Raw genomic sequence first — 16282 nt, 5'->3', positions numbered from 1 at the left:
GCCGAATCGGTGAGGCGTGCCTCATCGGGCAATTGCGCGTGACTTGGGCCACATAGCATCAATGCGGGCGCAAACCGAACGCGGCAACTGGTTAAAGTCCAGAACAGACCCGCTCCTACCCCTCGAGCGGGTGACAACGCAGACGAGACGGTGAGCAGATGGATCTCTTCGAATACCAGGCGAAGGAACTCTTCGCCAAGCACGGAGTGCCGACTTCGGCTGGACGTGTTACAGACACAGTCGCCGGCGCACGCGAGATTGCCGAAGAAATCGGTAAGCCCGTGATGGTGAAGGCACAGGTCAAGGTAGGCGGCCGCGGCAAGGCCGGTGGCGTCAAGTACTCGCCCGACGTGGATGCCGCAGTGGCAAACGCCGAGGCAATCCTGGGCCTGGACATCAAGGGCCATGTCGTCAAGAAGCTGCTGGTCGCAGAGGCAAGTGACATTGCCGAGGAGTACTACATCTCCTTCCTGCTCGACCGCACCAACCGCACCTACCTGGCCATGTGCTCGGTAGAGGGTGGCGTCGAGATCGAGGTCACCGCCGAGGAGAACCCCGACGCTCTCGCCAAGATCCCCGTCGACGCAGTCAAGGGCGTCGACCTCGCGTTCGCGCGCAGCATCGCCGAGGCAGGAAAGCTGCCCGCAGAGGTGCTCGACGCAGCGGCCGTGACGATCCAGAAGCTGTGGGAGGTCTTCATCGGCGAAGACGCACTCCTCGTCGAGGTCAACCCCCTCGTTCGTACGCCTGACGATCAGATCCTCGCCCTCGACGGCAAGGTCACCCTCGACGAGAACGCAGCGTTCCGTCAGCCCGGCCACGAGGCATTCGAGGATCGCGACGCTACCGATCCCCTCGAGCTCAAGGCCAAGGAAAACGACCTCAACTACGTCAAGCTCGACGGTGAGGTCGGAATCATCGGCAACGGCGCAGGCCTGGTCATGTCCACGCTGGACGTCGTCGCATACGCCGGCGAGAACCACGGTGGCGTCAAGCCCGCCAACTTCCTCGACATCGGCGGCGGAGCTTCCGCTGCAGTCATGGCTGCCGGCCTGGATGTCATCCTCAACGATGCACAGGTCAAGAGCGTGTTCGTCAACGTCTTCGGCGGCATCACCGCGTGTGACGCAGTTGCCAACGGCATCGTCGGCGCACTGAAGACCCTGGGTGACGAGGCCAACAAGCCGCTCGTCGTTCGCCTGGACGGAAACAACGTCGAAGAGGGTCGTCGCATCCTCGCCGAGGCCAACCACCCGCTGGTCACGGTCGTCGCAACCATGGACGAGGCCGCCGACAAGGCCGCCGAACTCGCTCACGCAGCGAAGTAAGGGACTCACAGAACAATGGCAATCTTCCTCACCAAGGATTCAAAGGTCATCGTCCAGGGCATCACCGGCGGCGAGGGCACCAAGCACACCGCTCTGATGCTCAAGGCCGGCACCCAGGTCGTCGGCGGCGTCAACGCTCGCAAGGCCGGCACCACGGTCTCGCACGTTGCAGCTGACGGTTCCCCTGTCGAGCTCCCCGTCTTCGCGACGGTCGAAGAGGCAATCAAGGAGACCGGCGCAGACGTCTCCATCGCATTCGTTCCCCCGGCCTTCTCGAAGGACGCCATCGTCGAGGCCATCGACGCGGAGATCCCGCTCCTCGTGGTCATCACCGAGGGCATCCCGGTTCAGGACTCCGCTTACGCTTGGGCGTACAACGAGTCCAAGGGCAAGAAGACCCGCATCATCGGACCGAACTGCCCCGGCATCATCACCCCGGGTGAGGCCCTCGTCGGCATCACGCCCGCCAACATTGCAGGCACCGGCCCCATCGGCCTGGTCTCCAAGTCGGGCACCCTGACCTACCAGATGATGTACGAACTCCGTGACTTCGGCTTCTCCACCGCCATCGGCATCGGCGGCGACCCGGTCATCGGAACCACCCACATCGACGCCATCGAGGCGTTCGAGAAGGATCCCGAGACCAAGGTCATCGTGATGATCGGTGAAATCGGTGGCGACGCCGAAGAGCGTGCAGCCGATTACATCAAGGCCAACGTCACCAAGCCGGTCGTCGGCTACGTGGCAGGCTTCACCGCTCCCGAAGGCAAGACCATGGGCCACGCCGGCGCCATCGTCTCCGGTTCCTCGGGAACGGCTCAGGCCAAGCAGGAAGCTCTCGAAGCTGCAGGCGTGAAGGTCGGCAAGACGCCGTCCGCCACCGCTGCTCTCGCTCGCGAGATTCTTCAGTCCCTGTAAGGGGCTTCGCCCCCGTGCGTGGTTAGGGAGTCTCCGGACTCCTTAACCACGCACAGTGGTATCGACCCACATCGACCCGGCAGGTTCCAACTGCCCCGCACCGGATGTGATGGATGCGACGATCGAGTCGAGATCGTCGGCGTCACCGGCGGCGAGTGTCATCACCGCCTTCGATCCATACGTAGTTCCGAGCACCGAGACGCCCCGCGCTCTCAGCTCCGCTTCCACCCGACCGGCCTCTGAGTGCCGGATCGCCAAAGTGCGCAGGACCTTTCTCTCCCTGGCCACAAGCTCGGCCGAATCGAGAGCCACCGAGACCGCTCCCGAATACGCGCGGACCAATCCACCGGCGCCGAGCTTGATTCCGCCGAAATAGCGCGTGACGACAACAATCACATCGACCAGATCTCGAGACTTGAGAACCTGAAGCATCGGCACCCCGGCAGTGCCGCCCGGTTCACCGTCGTCGTGTGCACGCTCGACGCGTGAGTTCGCCTCGTATCCGATCACGAAAGCCGAACAATGATGGCGCGCATCGGGATACAGCGATTTCTGCTCCGCGACGAACTCCGTGGCGGCTTCGGCGTCGTCTACCCGGTGAAGCGCGGCGATGAATCGTGAGTGCTTCACCTCGGTTTCGACGACGTGGTCGGCGCCGGGCGCGAGGGTGAAGGGCATCTGCCCATTGTCTCCTGTCGGTGTTAGCGTGCGAAGTCGAGACACATACGCTGGTAACCATCGAAGACCGTCTACGAGGAGAAGTCATGACGTTCACGCCGCAAGGGCCCAGCTTCGGGCCACCGAATCAGCCGGCAGCGGGCGGTGGAACCAAGAATCTCGGATTCATCCTGCTCATCGCCGTCGCGGCACTCGGCCTGATCAATTTCCTGCTCGGTTTTGCGCCCTTCACGTCGATCAGTGGAAGCAGCAGCGGCATCGGTAGCGGCCTGGATACCAGTTCGAGTTTCTTCGAATCGAGCATCTACGGCCTCGGATTCGTTTTCGCCGGCGGTGTGGTCGCAGGCGTCTCGCTGCTCCCGAAGCAGTCGTATGCAGGCATTGCCGCAGCGCTCACCCTCACGGGTTTCTTCGCTTTGGTGTTCGCCGCGTTCTCCGTCGGTACCAGCGACTACGTCGACATCAGCCTCGGTTGGGGCCTGATCATCGTGCTGATCCTCTCGTTCGTGCAGACCGTCGTCGCAGTCGCCGCGTTGTTGTTAGAGATCGGAATCCTGAAGGCGCCCGCGCCCCGACCGGTAGCTCAGCAGTACGGTCAGCAGCAGCCTTACGGCCAGGCGCCCGGTCAGCCACAGGGATACGGACAGGCTCAGTACGGCCAGCCTCAGCAGGCTCAGCAGCCGGGCCAGTACCAGCAGAATCCGCAGTACGGGCAGGCGCAACAGCAGGGATACGGGGGAGCGCACGCCGCCCCCACAGACCCGACCGCTTCGCAGCCTTACGGCCAGACTGCGCCTCCCTACGGTCAGAACCCTGTGCAGAATCCCGGACAGACCGACTCGTCGGCCGCGACGACGTCGTCTTACTATCCGCTGACCTCTCAGCCCGGTGGCCAGCCGAACCCGAGTTACTCGTCGGATCAGTTCACCGCTCCACGCGGTTACGGCCAGCCGTACAACCAGCAGCAGACTGGCTCGACCGAGCAGCCGACGGGCTTCGAGCCGCCCACTTTCGAAGCGCCGACGCCGTCTGCGGAACCTGACCAGGGCAGCAGCGATTCCGCGGCCGAGACCAAGGTCTTCGGCTCGCAGAACCCCGACGAGCGTCAGCAGTAGTACTTCTTCGTTCACGAACATGAATGTGGCCTCCGACCCGCTGCGGGTGGAGGCCACATTCCGTGAGCCCGACGGCGCGCCTGAGTGCGCGGCGCACTGTCGAGTGAAACCCTCGAGGGGATGAGTTCTTTGATTGATGGCACCCGGTCCCGTCCCACGTCCTCACGACCCGGACGTGGTCGTACTGGCAGCGGCCGCGTCGGCGGCGGTCGCCCGGGACCGAACCCGGACCTGGCGCGCAAGCTGCTGACCGTCGCCTTCCGACCGTCGGGCCTGACGATGCTGCTGATCGCGGCTGTCGTCGTGGTCACTTTGGTATCGGCGAGCAGCGACCTGACCGGAACCTTCGGCGCCATTGCCACCACCTGGTTGGTCATCCACCAGGTGCCGGCGACTATCAGCGGCGTCCAACTCGGTGTACTGCCATTGCTTCCGACGGCCGTCATGATGTGGGTGGTTGCACGCCGATGCGCGTCGACTGCGGTGCACACCGACTCCCGTGACGACACCCTCCGCCTGGTGGGGGCGGCAGTAGCCGGGCCGTTGACTATCACGGCAATCGCTCTCGCCGTTGTCGCCGACGCCTCCGCGGCAATTCCGCTGTCGAGCCCCAACACGTTGGCCGCTTTCGGCTGGGTCGCCGCGATTCACCTGATCGCCGCGTCCGTCGGTGTTGCTGCTGCGCACTGGGATCGCGTCGTCGCCGAGATTCCGCCGTGGGCATCTGCCGCTGTTCGTCCGGCCGCGGCTGCGTCGGCAGCGCTGCTGGCTGCGGGCGCCGTGGCCGTTGTGGTGTCGCTACTCGTGTCGTGGTCGACGGTCGGTGACCTACTCGCACGCGGCAACGGGTTTGTCGGCGTACTGGGATTGACGGTGTTGTCGCTGCTCTACCTGCCGAACCTCGTGGTCGGTGCAGCCGCGGTGATGACGGGATCGACGGCCGATTTCGGAAACGTCTCCATCAGCGTGTTCGGCAACATCGGTGGAGATCTGCCACCCTTGCCCCTTCTCGGAGCGGTTCCGGAAGGCGTCGCCGGCGGAATCTGGCCGGTGCTGTTGATCGTTCCGGCTGCGGTGGGTGTGATGCTCGGCCGTGCTTGCGCTCGACGCATCGCCGGGCAGGACAGTGTGCTCGCAGTGCTGACGGCAGCTGCCGGTGCAGGCGTCGTCATGGCTCTGCTTGCCCTTGCTGCGGGGGGAGACCTCGGGCAGTTCGGCACCGTCGAGGTCCTGTGGTGGGGCTTCGGTCTTCTGACTTTTGCGTGGCTGGGATTGTTCGGAACCGTCTCGGCGCTGTTCGCGATGTGGTTCTCACACCGCGGACACATGAAGGACGAGGTTGCGCCGCCGACGGCTGAACGGGCTCGAGCATCCGAGCCCGAACTTGCGATCACGGCGGCGGCCACAACGGATGGCGAGGACGACGAAAACGCCGACGAAGTGCTCGCCCAGGAATCTGCGGTAGTAGTGACCAAGGTCGTCGAAGCCGAAATTGTCGAAGAATCAGGCGAACCCGTGCAGGTAGTGACGGAGGAAACCGTCGAGATCGAAGTAGTCGACGCGGAGGTTGTCGCGGCACCCGAGGCGGACCCCACAGCCGGGGCCGAGCCGGAGACCGACCTGCCCTCGAAGCCGCAGGAGTCCAGCGACTAGGCTGTCATGCGGCCGATACTCCGGCCGCATCATCTTCCAGTTCTCAGGAGTAGTGCGCTGACTGCCTCGGCCGACAATCCGCAGCCGACAATGCCCGACAGGGTCCAATTTCGCGACTCTGTCGCGCGGGTAGTCGTACTCGCTTCCGGCGCGGGAACCCTGCTGACTTCGCTGATCGACGCTTCGCATGCCGAGGGATACCCCGCCGAGATCGTTGCCGTCGGTGTAGATCGTGACTGCCTCGCCGCCGAGCACGCTGCGGATTCGAAGATCCCGTCCTTCAAGGTCTCGATCAAGACCTACGAAAATCGTGCCGCCTGGGACGAGGCGCTGACAGCAGCAGTGGCCGAGTACGAACCCGATCTCGTGGTCAGTGCAGGCTTCATGAAAATCCTCGGCCCCAGCTTTCTCGAGCGTTTCGGCGGCCGAATCATCAACACTCATCCCGCGTTGCTGCCTGCCTTTCCCGGCGCGCACGCGGTTCCCGACGCTCTGGCGTACGGCGTGAAGGTCACCGGTTCCACGGTGCATCTCGTCGACGGCGGAGTTGATACCGGGCCGATCTTGGCGCAGGAAGCTGTGCCGGTGCATGACGACGACACCGAGTCTTCGTTGCATGAACGCATCAAAATTGTGGAGCGACGGTTGTTGGCGGACGTCATCGCCGCTGTTGCTACGCGCGGAGTGGTTTCCGATGGACGAAAGGCCGTGATCCCCAGTGAGTGAACGCAAGGCTGTGCGCCGTGCACTTGTCAGCGTCTACGACAAGAGTGGTCTGATCGAGCTGGCCACGGGCCTGCACGAGGCCGGTGTCGAGTTGGTCTCGACCGGTTCGACCGCGTCGAAGATCGCCGACGCCGGAATCCCCGTGACGCCGGTCGAGGCTCTGACCGGATTCCCGGAATGCCTCGAAGGCCGTGTGAAGACGCTGCATCCGCGCGTCCACGCCGGCGTTCTCGCCGATACCCGCAAGCCGGATCACCTCGCTCAGCTCGAGGAACTCGGCATCGCGACCTTCGAATTGGTGGTCGTGAACCTGTACCCCTTCACCGAGACGGTTGCCTCGGGCGCTAGCCCGGACGAGTGTGTCGAGCAGATCGACATCGGCGGCCCGTCGATGGTGCGTGCTGCAGCCAAGAACCATCCGTCGGTTGCCGTCGTGGTCGATCCGGCTCGTTACGCCGACGTCCTGACTGCCGTTGCCGGTGGCGGATTCACCTTGCGTGAGCGCACTGTGCTTGCAGCGCAGGCTTTCCAGCACACTGCGTCGTACGACGTCGCTGTTGCGAGCTGGATGACGAGCACGATCGCCGCTGACGAGGACGGCTCGCTGTTCCCGGCCTGGGTCGGTGCTACCTGGAACCGCAGCGCTGTTCTTCGCTACGGCGAGAACCCGCACCAGGACGCTGCGCTGTACGAAAACCCGGCTGCGCCTGCAGGTTTGGCTCAGGCGGAGCAGTTGCACGGCAAGGAGATGTCGTACAACAACTACACGGACTCCGACGCAGCGTGGCGCGCAGCGTACGACTTCACTGATCCGGCCGTCGCAATCATCAAGCACGCCAACCCGTGTGGCATCGCCATCGGCACCGACATCGCCGACGCCCACCGCAAGGCGCATGCATGCGATCCGGTCAGTGCTTTCGGTGGTGTGATCGCTGCCAACCGCGAGGTCACCGTCGAACTGGCCGAGCAGATCGCCGACATCTTCACCGAGGTCGTCATCGCGCCCTCGTACGAAGACGGAGCTGTCGAGGTTCTGCAGCGTAAGAAGAACATTCGTGTTCTGAAGGCAGCCGCTCCGACCGCTACCGGAATCGAACTGCGTCCGATCTCCGGCGGTACGTTGCTCCAGCAGCGCGACGTCCTGGACGCCGACGGCGACAACCCGGCCAACTGGACCCTCGCCAACGGTGAGGCTGCCGATGCCGAGACTCTCGCTGACCTCGAATTTGCTTGGCGCGCCAGCCGTTCGGTGAAGTCCAACGCGATCCTGCTGGCCTCCGGCGGCGCGTCCGTCGGCGTCGGTATGGGCCAGGTCAACCGCGTCGATGCAGCGCATCTGGCTGTTCAGCGAGCCGGTGACCGCGTCGTAGGTTCGGTTGCAGCTTCGGACGCGTTCTTCCCGTTCCCTGACGGTCTGCAGGTGCTGCTCAACGCCGGCGTCAAGGCTGTTGTGCAGCCGGGTGGTTCGGTTCGCGACAACGAAGTGATTGCCGCAGCCAAGGAAGCCGGTGTCACTCTCTATCTGACCGGTGCGCGCCACTTCGCGCACTGACTCCTGCCTCGGTAGCGGGCCTCGACTCCTCAACGGGAGTTCGGGGCCCGTTCTGCATTCAGGCCGCCCGGGTCTTTCAGGCGGCGCTGCTGTGGGTGCCCTGGAGTTCGCGCGGTGAGCCGGTGATGACCACGCGTGAGGCTCCGCGACTGCGGATCTCGCTGATCAATGCGCCGAGGGTAGCTTCGTGGGCCGCATCGGAGTGTGAAAGATCCAGGGTGACGGCGTATCCGGTGAGGTCACCGGGCAGATCGACATACGGCGGCGCGATGGACAGTTGGTTGACTCGAAGTTTCATGTGGTGCTCCTGCGTGTGAAAGGTAAAAGAAAAGGCACCCGAGGCGTTTGCCCTGGGTGCCCGAGAACGAATCCGGTGAAACTGGGGATCATTCTCGGGGTACACCGCGCTTGTTGCCCATGTGCTTGGCCGACATTGCGGCCGAAAAAATGTGCTTGTCTGCGGTGCAGCTGCGCCACGAAGGTACGGATACGACGTGCGGGTGTAGCGACATGATGTCCGTTCCTTTCTGTGTGGCGTTGCTGGTTAATGGATGACCGTACAGCACGGATCGAGGGTTCGCACCAATAAAAAGCGCCGCGAACGTAAACTCCGGGTGACTTCTGTCCCCAGGTTCGCCGGATTGAAAGAGTCTTCATTGCAGGTCAGGCGTAGAAAGCAGAATTCCCTCCGCGATGGTTCGCGGAGGGAACTTTCTACCTGAAAAAGAGGACGTTCGGTCTGTACGTGATCAGGAGAACGAACGGACCCACGCTGTGAAGGGCTCCGAGAACTCTGCCGAGTACGGAAGCGGCGCGACGTAGTCGGCACCGGTGGACTGTTCGTCGCCGATGTCCTTGAGTACGAAGTTGGCGTTGCGCATCCGCACGGAAGTCAGCGCTGTATGTGAGAGCGCGGCGTCGAGTGCCGCGACATCGGCGGGAATGACTTGGATGTCTTTGTCCGAGCAGCTCGTGAGAACGGGCATGCCCGCCGGTAGCGCCGCCACGAGCGCAACCGGGTCCAATGCGTCTTCCTCGGCGAGTGCCTTGGCGTTGGCGTGTACGAGTCCCGCATTCTGCAGCGGCTCGGGCAGGTCATCCGGAACAGTGCCCTCGGATCGCAGCGACTCGACGGCATCGGCGAGCGCGACGCGCAGTTCGTCAGCCAGTTCGACCGGCAACTGACCGGCGCCGACGACCGCATCGAGCTGGCGGTGAATCTGCGTCGTGAGTAGATCGAGAAGTCTGACGCTCAGTGGCTCGAGCAGTGCGAGGGCACTGACTCTGGCGCCCTCCTTCGCGGTGGCGAGAGCCAGTGCGACTACGGCGCCGTCGCTGTGTCCGACCACGAACAAGCGCTCGGGATCGACACCGGGTTGCCCGGCGAGGTAGTCCAGTCCGTCGGAGGCGGCGTCGACAAAAGTGTTGAAGCCGAGATCGGCGATGTCCTCGATGTCGTAGTCACCGAGGGCGGTTTCGCCACTGCCGAGCTTGTCGTAACGCAGGCTTGAAATCCCTTGTTTTTCAAGAAGATCCGCGATGAACCGCAGAGTTCCGATGTCGCCTTCGAGGAGGGCGCTGTCGCCGTTGCGATCGGTGGGGCCGCTGCCGGCCAGAATCAGCGCGGCCGGGGCAGGGGCGTCGGGTGAGGCGGCCAGGCGAAGACTCCCGTACAGGGTGACGTCGCCGGATTGGAACGAGATCTCGGTGTCGGACATGACGACTTGTCTACCAGGTCGGTGCGGTCAGGCGGTGCGCAGACTCCGGACACGACGCCAGCCACGCCAGCTGAACCACAAGAGCGCGGCGAGCAGGGGAATGATCAGGAGCGGCAAGATCATCGCGATCAAGGAAGTGAAGAAAGTCAGCACATCCTCGATGACGGAAACGACGGGATTTGCCAGCCCACCGGTAGTGGCCGTACTGACCGCGCGAGTGCCGGTCTGCGCGGCGCTGAACGTCAACGCCGTCGGCGCTCCGACGATGATGCCCGCCAACGCGGCCATCGCAGGGTCGAGATGACTGAATGCCGCCCAGGCGGCGATCACTCCGGCGATCGGCCCCGTGACGTTCCCGATCACCGAGAGTGCGTTGTCCACGAACGGAATGAGGTCGGCACCCAGTTCGACCACCGCGGCGATTGCCAATGCCACCAGCACGCCGGTCGATCCGATCCACCGCATCGACTCGCCGACGGTGATCCCGAACAGTTCGAAGTGGGCGGCAGCGCTGAGCATCAGCAGGGGCAGGAAGGTTCGCATTCCGGACGCTGCGGCGAGTCCGAGGCCGAGCATGGCGGGCAACACCCAGGTATCCATGGGTGGAGTTTAGGTCTACTGTGCGCCTTTATTAACCGCCGGCGGTTAATAAAGGCGCACAGCAAAGTCTCGGAAAGGACCTTTCATGGCGACAAACCCGCAGCCGATGTTCTTCCTCAACCTGCCCGTCAAGGACCTCGGCAAGGCCACCACCTTCTACGAGGGCCTCGGATACTCCAAGAACACGCAGTTCTCCGACGAGAATGCGTCGTCGATGGTCATCAGTGACACCATCGTCGTGATGCTGTTGGCCGAGCCCTTCTTCAAGACCTTCACCACCAAGGGCATCGCCGACACCTCGACGTCGACGGAAGCGCTGCTCGGTCTCTCGGCCGAGACCCGTGAGGCCGTCGACGCCCTCGTCGACAAGGCGCTCGCGACCGGCGGTTCCGAAGGAAACGCGACGCAGGATCACGGCTTCATGTACAGCCGCAGCTTCCAGGATCCCGACGGCCACATCTGGGAAATCATCTGGATGAATCCCGAGAACATCGAAGGCTGAGCGACCGAACTTCCTCGGCGAGAGGCGAAACCCCGCAAACACTCGTAGCGTGGAGTGGTGACTGTCGCAAAAACCCTCGGAGAGCTACGCGCCTCCGGACACGTACAGCGAAGTGTCAAGGAAGAACTACGAGAGAATCTTCTCGCCGCGTTGCGGGACGGCCGTGACCCCTGGCCCGGGATAGTCGGGTTCGAGGACACGGTCGCCCCGCAACTCGAGCGGGCGCTGATCGCCGGCCACGACGTGGTTCTGCTCGGCGAACGAGGTCAGGGAAAGACGAGGTTGCTTCGCACCCTCGGGCTCCTGCTCGACGAGTGGACGCCCGTCATCGAAGGCTCGGAACTGGGGGAGCACCCGTACGAGCCGATCACCCCGGCTTCGATACGTCGAGCCAAGGAACTGGGCGACGACCTCCCGATCGCCTGGCGCCACCGCAGCGAGCGGTACTCCGAGAAGTTGGCGACGCCGGATACCTCGGTCGCCGACCTGATCGGCGACGTCGATCCGGTCAAGGTTGCCGAAGGCCGGAGCCTCGGCGATCCGGAGACCATTCACTTCGGCCTCGTGCCTCGCGCGCATCGCGGAATCGTGGCCATCAACGAGCTCCCCGACCTCGCCGAACGCATCCAGGTCTCTTTGCTCAACGTGATGGAAGAGCGGGACATCCAGGTCCGCGGGTACACGCTTCGGCTTCCGTTGGACGTTCTTCTGGTCGCGAGCGCCAACCCCGAGGACTACACCAACCGCGGGCGCATCATCACACCGCTCAAGGACCGCTTCGGCGCAGAAATCCGCACTCACTACCCCGTCGAGTTGGCGGGCGAGATCGCGGTGATCGAGCAGGAGGCGCACCTGGCCGCGGAGGTGCCCGACTACCTTCTCGAAATTCTTGCCAGGTTCACGCGCTTGCTACGCGAATCCACCTCGGTGGACCAGCGATCGGGTGTGTCGGCACGCTTTGCCGTCGCCGGCGCGGAAACCGTCAGTGCCGCCGCGGTACGACGGGCAGCGGTGCTCGGCGAAGCCGATCCTGTTGCACGGCCCGTCGATCTCGAGTCCGTGGTCGAGGTTCTTCGCGGCAAGGTCGAGTTCGAATCCGGTGAAGAGGGACGAGAACTGGAGGTGCTCGAGCACCTGCTGCGTCGCGCGACGGCCGATACGGTTCGGGTACGTCTCGGCGGGATCGACCTGGGGATGCTGGTTGCTGCGGTGGAGATGGGCAACACGATCGTCACCGGTGAATCTGTCACGGCCAAGGCATTTCTCGACGAGCTTCCGGACCTCGAGGTCCTGGACGAAGTAGCCGAACGTCTCGGTGCGCAATCCGACGGCGAGCGTGCCGCCGGTGCCGAACTTGCCCTCGAAGGGCTTTACCTCGCGCGCCGGATCTCCAAAGATCAAGGCCCGGGCGGCCGCTCGGTATATTCGTAAGGGGCAGTGATGATCCACAATCCGCGGTACGGGCCTTACGACGGTGGTCCCGATCCGCTCGCGCCTCCCGTGGATCTGCGCGAGGCCCTGGCAGCAATCGGCGACGACGTGTTGTCGGGCACGTCGCCGCGCCATGCCCTCCGAGAGCTCCTGCGCCGAGGCAACCGGGACATGCGCGGGCTCGACGACCTTGCTGCCCAGGCGAACCGGCGCCGACGTGAGTTGCTACGCCGCAACAATCTCGACGGAACGCTCGACGAGGTTCGTAAGCTTCTCGACAAGGCGGTGCTCGAAGAGCGCAAAGAACTGGCACGTGCTCTCGACGACGACGCACGATTCAACGAAATGCGGATCGAGGAGTTACCGCCGTCGACAGCTCAGGCCGTGCAAGATCTGGCCGACTACAACTGGCGCAGCGAACAGGCTCGCGCGGATTACGAGAAGATTCGTGATCTGCTCGGACGTGAGGTTCTCGATCAACGCTTCTCGGGAATGAAGCAGGCACTCGAGGGCGCCACCGACGAGGATCGTGAGCAGATACGCCAGATGCTGGCTGATCTGAATCAACTGCTCGACGCGCACTCTCGCGGCGTCGACACTGCGGAGCAGTTCGCGGAGTTCATGGACAAGCACGGGCAGTATTTCCCGGACAACCCGCGCAACGTCGAGGAACTTCTGGATTCTTTGGCGCAGCGCGCGGCGGCTGCACAACGATTGCGGAACTCGCTCTCGCAGGAGCAGCGTGACGAGTTGGATGCGTTGGCGCAGCAGGCGTTCGGTGATCCGAGCCTGATGAGTGAGCTGAGTCAACTCGACCAGTTCCTTCAGGCGGCTCGGCCGGGTGAGGACTGGGAAGGTTCGCAACAGTTCCGCGGCGACAACGGAATGGGGTTGGGTGAGGGGACCGGTGCCCTGCAGGACATCGCCGAGCTGGAATCCTTGGCGGATCAACTGTCGCAGCAATACGCGGGCGCGGCGCTCGACGACATCGACCCCGAGCTAGTCGCGCGGCAACTCGGCGACGAAGCCGCCGCTGATGCTCGCACCCTGGCCGATCTCGAAAAGGCTTTGCAGGAACAGGGTTTCTTCGATCGTGCACCGGATGGTCAATGGCGCTTGTCGCCCAAAGCCATGCGACAGCTCGGGCAGACTGCTCTGCGCGATGTCGCCGGGCAACTGTCGTCGCGAACCGGTCAACGCGATACGCGTCGGGCCGGTGCGATGGGTGAACCGACCGGAGCGTCCCGCGAATGGGAATTCGGGGACACGGAACCGTGGGACGTCACGAGAACCATCACCAACGCCGTCCTGCGTGACCCGGGCCGAATGCCGGTGCGGCTGAGCGTCGTCGATGTCGAGGTGGCCGAAACCGAACAGCGCAGTCAGGCCGCGGTTGCTCTCCTGGTGGACACGTCGTTCTCGATGGTGATGGAAGAGCGTTGGGTACCGATGAAGCGCACCGCTCTGGCACTCAATCATCTGGTGAGTACGCGATTTCGCAGCGACGAACTCCAGTTGATCGCCTTCGGACGCCACGCGCATGTGCTGAGCCCGTCGGAGCTCGCTGGTTTGGACGGCGCGTGGGACCAGGGAACCAACCTGCACCACGCACTGTTGTTGGCGGCCAGGCATCTTCGACGCCACTCCAACGCACAGCCGGTGGTACTGATCGTCACCGACGGTGAGCCGACGGCTCATCTCGAAGCGGACGGAGAAGCCAGGTTCGACTACCCGCCGAGTGCGCGAACCCTCGGTTTGACGGTTCGAGCACTCGACGCGGTGGCCAGGCTGGGCGCCAAGGTCACGTTCTTCCGCCTCGGTGAGGATCCAGGTCTGGCCAGGGTGGTCGACCGGATGGCGCACCGTGTGGGTGGACGCGTCATCGCGCCGGACCTGGACGGCCTCGGCGCCGCGGTCGTGAGTGACTACATGCGAGGTCGCCGCTAATTCTGCCGCCGTCAGTCTTGTTCAGCGGGCTGGTGCTGGGTGATGCAGTGGATGCCGCCGCCACGTTCGAACAGTGGTCTGGCGTCGACGGTGACGACGGTGCGCCCGGGGTAGGCGGCCGCAAGGATCCGGGCCGCTTCGGCGTCGGCCGGATCGTCGAAGCTGCAGGCAATCACTCCGCGATTGACCACGAGATGGTTGATGTAGCTGTAGTCGACGAATCCCTCGTCGTCGCGCAGGATTTCGGGAGCGGGTACCCGAATGACCTTCCACGGCCGGCCGCCGACGTCCGTCGAGCTTTCGAACAACTCGATGATCGTCTTGCTGACGGCGTAGTCGGGGTGCACCGGATTGCGTTGGTCATGGACGAGTACCACTCCGGGGGAAGAGATGGCAGCGACGATGTCGACGTGTCCGCGCGTTCCGTAGGTCTCCTGATCGCGGGTCAACCCGCGGGGAAGCCAGATCACGTGCTTGGCGCCGATGGTGCGGGCGAGTTCGGCCTCGATGTCGGCCTTCGTCAGGTCGGGGTTTCGTCCCGGATCGAGTTGGACGGTTTCGGTGACCAAGACGGTGCCGAGACCGTCGACTTGAATACCGCCGCCCTCGTTGACGATTGGTGAGTCGATCAACTGGGCACCGGATTGTTCGACGACAAATGCGCCGATCTTCGAGTCCTTGTCCCACTGCGCCCAATCCTGTGCACCCCAGCCGTTGAACACCCAGTCGACTCCGCCGAGACGGCCTTCGTCGGACAGGACGAACGTCGGCCCGATGTCGCGCATCCACGCGTCGTCGAGAGGTGCCTCGACGATGTCGACCTTCTCGGACAGGTACTTTCGTGCTTCTTCGACTTCGGCGGGATCGACGACGACGGTGACCGGCTCGAATTCGGCGACGGCGTGGGCGACGGCCGCCCACGTCGAGCGCGCTTCGTGCTGTTCTTCCGCGGTGTCCCCGAGAGAGTATCCGGCGCTCGGGTACGCCATCCAGGTACGTTCGTGCGGTTCACTTTCCGCGGGCATGCGCCAGGTCATCGGTTGGCTCCTGCAGTGTTCACCGGTGCGGTCAGGGCCGAGTAGGTGTCGGGTCGGCGAGTGGCCAGGAACGGGAACAGCGCAAGCCAGTCTTCACGGTGCTGCAGGTCGAGATCTGCGACCAGGACGGTTGATTCGTCGCGCGGAGCCTGAACGAGGATGCGTCCGTACGGGTCCGAGATGAACGACGAACCGTAGAAGGTGATGAGACCTTCACTGCCGTGGCGATTGGGGACAACCATGAAAGTGCCGTTGGCGATACCGTTTCCGACGATCACTTGCTGCCACAGCGGTTGGGTGTCGAAGTTCGGGTGATCGGGTTCCGAGCCGATCGCCGTCGGGTACACCAGGACCTGGGCACCGGCGAGGGAGTATGCACGTGCGACCTCGGGGAACCACTCGTCCCAGCATGTCGGGAGTCCGAACTTGGCGCCGAGTGCCTCGTGAACGGGGTATGCGTCCTCGGACGGACCGCCGCGAAAGTACGTGTCCTCGTAGTACCCGGCCGTCACCGGAATGTGGAGCTTGCGGGTACGACCGAGAAGTTCACCCCCGGGCGAGACCAGGATCGCGGTGTTGAAGCCCAGGCCGTCCTCGGCGTCGCTGCGCTCGTACAACGACGCGTGAACGAGAACCTGGTTCTCCGCGGCGGCCTTGGTGGCGAAGGTGAAAGTGGGTCCGGTGAGCAGGTCTTCCGCCGCGCGTCCGGGATTGTCGCCGGCCGGGGTGGAGGCGGGGTAGCGGCTGAGCGTCAGCTCCGGAAGAAAGACCACGGAAGCGCCCAGCTTCGCTGCGGACGCAATGCCTTCGCTCAATTCAGCGTGGAGGTCGTCTTGGTCCTCGTGCCAGCGATGTTGGACGAGACCTACACGCAGAGGGGTGGACGTGGACGGCGAAGTCGCGGCCGGTGACTCGGGTGGGGTGAGGGCGGTGATCGTCAGCATGGGGTTTCCTCGGTGCTCGGGTATTCGACGTTCAACGTAAAACGAATGTGATTCGTTAAGTATGGTGGGTGAGCGCTGATTGATCAAGGACTTTCGAGGAATTGTTTTTTGCAGCGCCCCGAACGGTGTGGAT

15 protein-coding genes are annotated in these 16282 nt (G+C 63.9%); 9 read left to right on the top strand and 6 right to left on the bottom strand.

Annotation, left to right across the window (positions count from 1 at the left end):
• Positions 1 to 158 precede the first annotated feature (158 nt).
• Both sucC and sucD read left to right on the top strand, forming a co-directional pair.
• On the top strand, positions 159 to 1328 hold the full coding sequence (gene sucC, locus GN300_RS02570) for an ADP-forming succinate--CoA ligase subunit beta (protein ID WP_003946426.1): 1170 nt from the start codon (positions 159 to 161) through the stop codon (positions 1326 to 1328).
• A gap of 15 nt (positions 1329 to 1343) precedes the next feature.
• Positions 1344 to 2246, top strand: a complete 903-nt coding sequence (gene sucD / locus GN300_RS02565; protein WP_003946432.1) for a succinate--CoA ligase subunit alpha — start codon at positions 1344 to 1346, stop codon at positions 2244 to 2246.
• 42 nt (positions 2247 to 2288) lie between these two features.
• On the opposite strand, the gene GN300_RS02560 is transcribed toward sucD, so the two are convergent.
• Complete coding sequence (locus tag GN300_RS02560; protein ID WP_003946418.1) at positions 2289 to 2924, bottom strand: YigZ family protein; 636 nt, start codon at positions 2922 to 2924, stop codon at positions 2289 to 2291.
• An 86-nt stretch (positions 2925 to 3010) separates the two neighbouring features.
• Here GN300_RS02560 and GN300_RS02555 point away from each other — a divergent pair, with 86 nt between their 5' ends.
• From GN300_RS02555 to purH, 4 genes are all read left to right on the top strand, one after another.
• On the top strand, positions 3011 to 4039 hold the full coding sequence (locus tag GN300_RS02555) for a DUF5336 domain-containing protein (protein WP_063315951.1): 1029 nt from the start codon (positions 3011 to 3013) through the stop codon (positions 4037 to 4039).
• A gap of 120 nt (positions 4040 to 4159) precedes the next feature.
• Positions 4160 to 5692, top strand: coding sequence for a DUF6350 family protein (locus GN300_RS02550; RefSeq protein WP_063315952.1), 1533 nt, complete (start codon positions 4160 to 4162; stop codon positions 5690 to 5692).
• Positions 5693 to 5698: 6 nt separating this feature from the next.
• The gene (gene purN / locus GN300_RS02545) at positions 5699 to 6418 is read left to right on the top strand and encodes a phosphoribosylglycinamide formyltransferase (protein WP_030534875.1); all 720 of its coding nucleotides are present in this window, start codon (positions 5699 to 5701) and stop codon (positions 6416 to 6418) included.
• Positions 6411 to 7970, top strand: coding sequence for a bifunctional phosphoribosylaminoimidazolecarboxamide formyltransferase/IMP cyclohydrolase (purH, locus tag GN300_RS02540; protein WP_003946407.1), 1560 nt, complete (start codon positions 6411 to 6413; stop codon positions 7968 to 7970). Before purN ends, purH begins: the two co-directional genes overlap by 8 nt.
• Before the next feature lie 76 nt (positions 7971 to 8046).
• Here the strand turns inward: purH and GN300_RS02535 are convergent, their stop codons facing one another.
• From GN300_RS02535 to GN300_RS02525, 3 genes are all read right to left on the bottom strand, one after another.
• Positions 8047 to 8268, bottom strand: a complete 222-nt coding sequence (locus GN300_RS02535; RefSeq protein ID WP_003946391.1) for a hypothetical protein — start codon at positions 8266 to 8268, stop codon at positions 8047 to 8049.
• Between the two features lie 451 nt (positions 8269 to 8719).
• Positions 8720 to 9688 carry a S9 family peptidase gene (locus tag GN300_RS02530; protein ID WP_003946348.1) on the bottom strand — a complete coding sequence of 323 codons (969 nt, stop codon included), beginning with the start codon at positions 9686 to 9688 and terminating at the stop codon, positions 8720 to 8722.
• 27 nt (positions 9689 to 9715) lie between these two features.
• On the bottom strand, positions 9716 to 10288 hold the full coding sequence (locus GN300_RS02525; protein WP_063315953.1) for a DUF4126 domain-containing protein: 573 nt from the start codon (positions 10286 to 10288) through the stop codon (positions 9716 to 9718).
• An 85-nt stretch (positions 10289 to 10373) separates the two neighbouring features.
• On the opposite strand from GN300_RS02525, the gene GN300_RS02520 reads away from it, so the two are divergent.
• Genes GN300_RS02520 through GN300_RS02510 form a run of 3 tightly spaced genes read left to right on the top strand, consistent with a single transcriptional unit; the run spans position 10374 to position 14168 of the window.
• A complete protein-coding gene (locus GN300_RS02520) occupies positions 10374 to 10790 on the top strand; it encodes a VOC family protein (RefSeq protein WP_007727590.1) in 417 nt (138 codons plus the stop codon).
• A 54-nt stretch (positions 10791 to 10844) separates the two neighbouring features.
• Positions 10845 to 12221 (top strand): ATP-binding protein, encoded by a 1377-nt coding sequence (locus tag GN300_RS02515; RefSeq protein WP_102999408.1) that lies wholly within the window; start codon positions 10845 to 10847, stop codon positions 12219 to 12221.
• A 9-nt stretch (positions 12222 to 12230) separates the two neighbouring features.
• Positions 12231 to 14168 carry a VWA domain-containing protein gene (locus GN300_RS02510; protein ID WP_063315954.1) on the top strand — a complete coding sequence of 646 codons (1938 nt, stop codon included), beginning with the start codon at positions 12231 to 12233 and terminating at the stop codon, positions 14166 to 14168.
• A gap of 11 nt (positions 14169 to 14179) precedes the next feature.
• On the opposite strand, the gene GN300_RS02505 is transcribed toward GN300_RS02510, so the two are convergent.
• Together GN300_RS02505 and GN300_RS02500 are read right to left on the bottom strand one after the other, a co-directional pair.
• Positions 14180 to 15205 (bottom strand): agmatine/peptidylarginine deiminase, encoded by a 1026-nt coding sequence (locus GN300_RS02505; RefSeq protein ID WP_047272567.1) that lies wholly within the window; start codon positions 15203 to 15205, stop codon positions 14180 to 14182.
• A complete protein-coding gene (locus GN300_RS02500) occupies positions 15202 to 16149 on the bottom strand; it encodes a nitrilase-related carbon-nitrogen hydrolase (RefSeq protein ID WP_063315955.1) in 948 nt (315 codons plus the stop codon). The genes GN300_RS02505 and GN300_RS02500 overlap by 4 nt, the downstream gene beginning before the upstream one ends.
• Between the last annotated feature and the right edge of the window lie 133 nt (positions 16150 to 16282).

The sequence above is a fragment of the Rhodococcus sp. Ni2 genome, from assembly GCF_021352185.1.
In the GTDB taxonomy this organism is placed as follows: domain Bacteria; phylum Actinomycetota; class Actinomycetes; order Mycobacteriales; family Mycobacteriaceae; genus Rhodococcus_F; species Rhodococcus_F qingshengii.
Note: the sequence above shows the minus strand (reverse complement) of the source record. Positions and strands in the feature narration are given on the sequence as shown.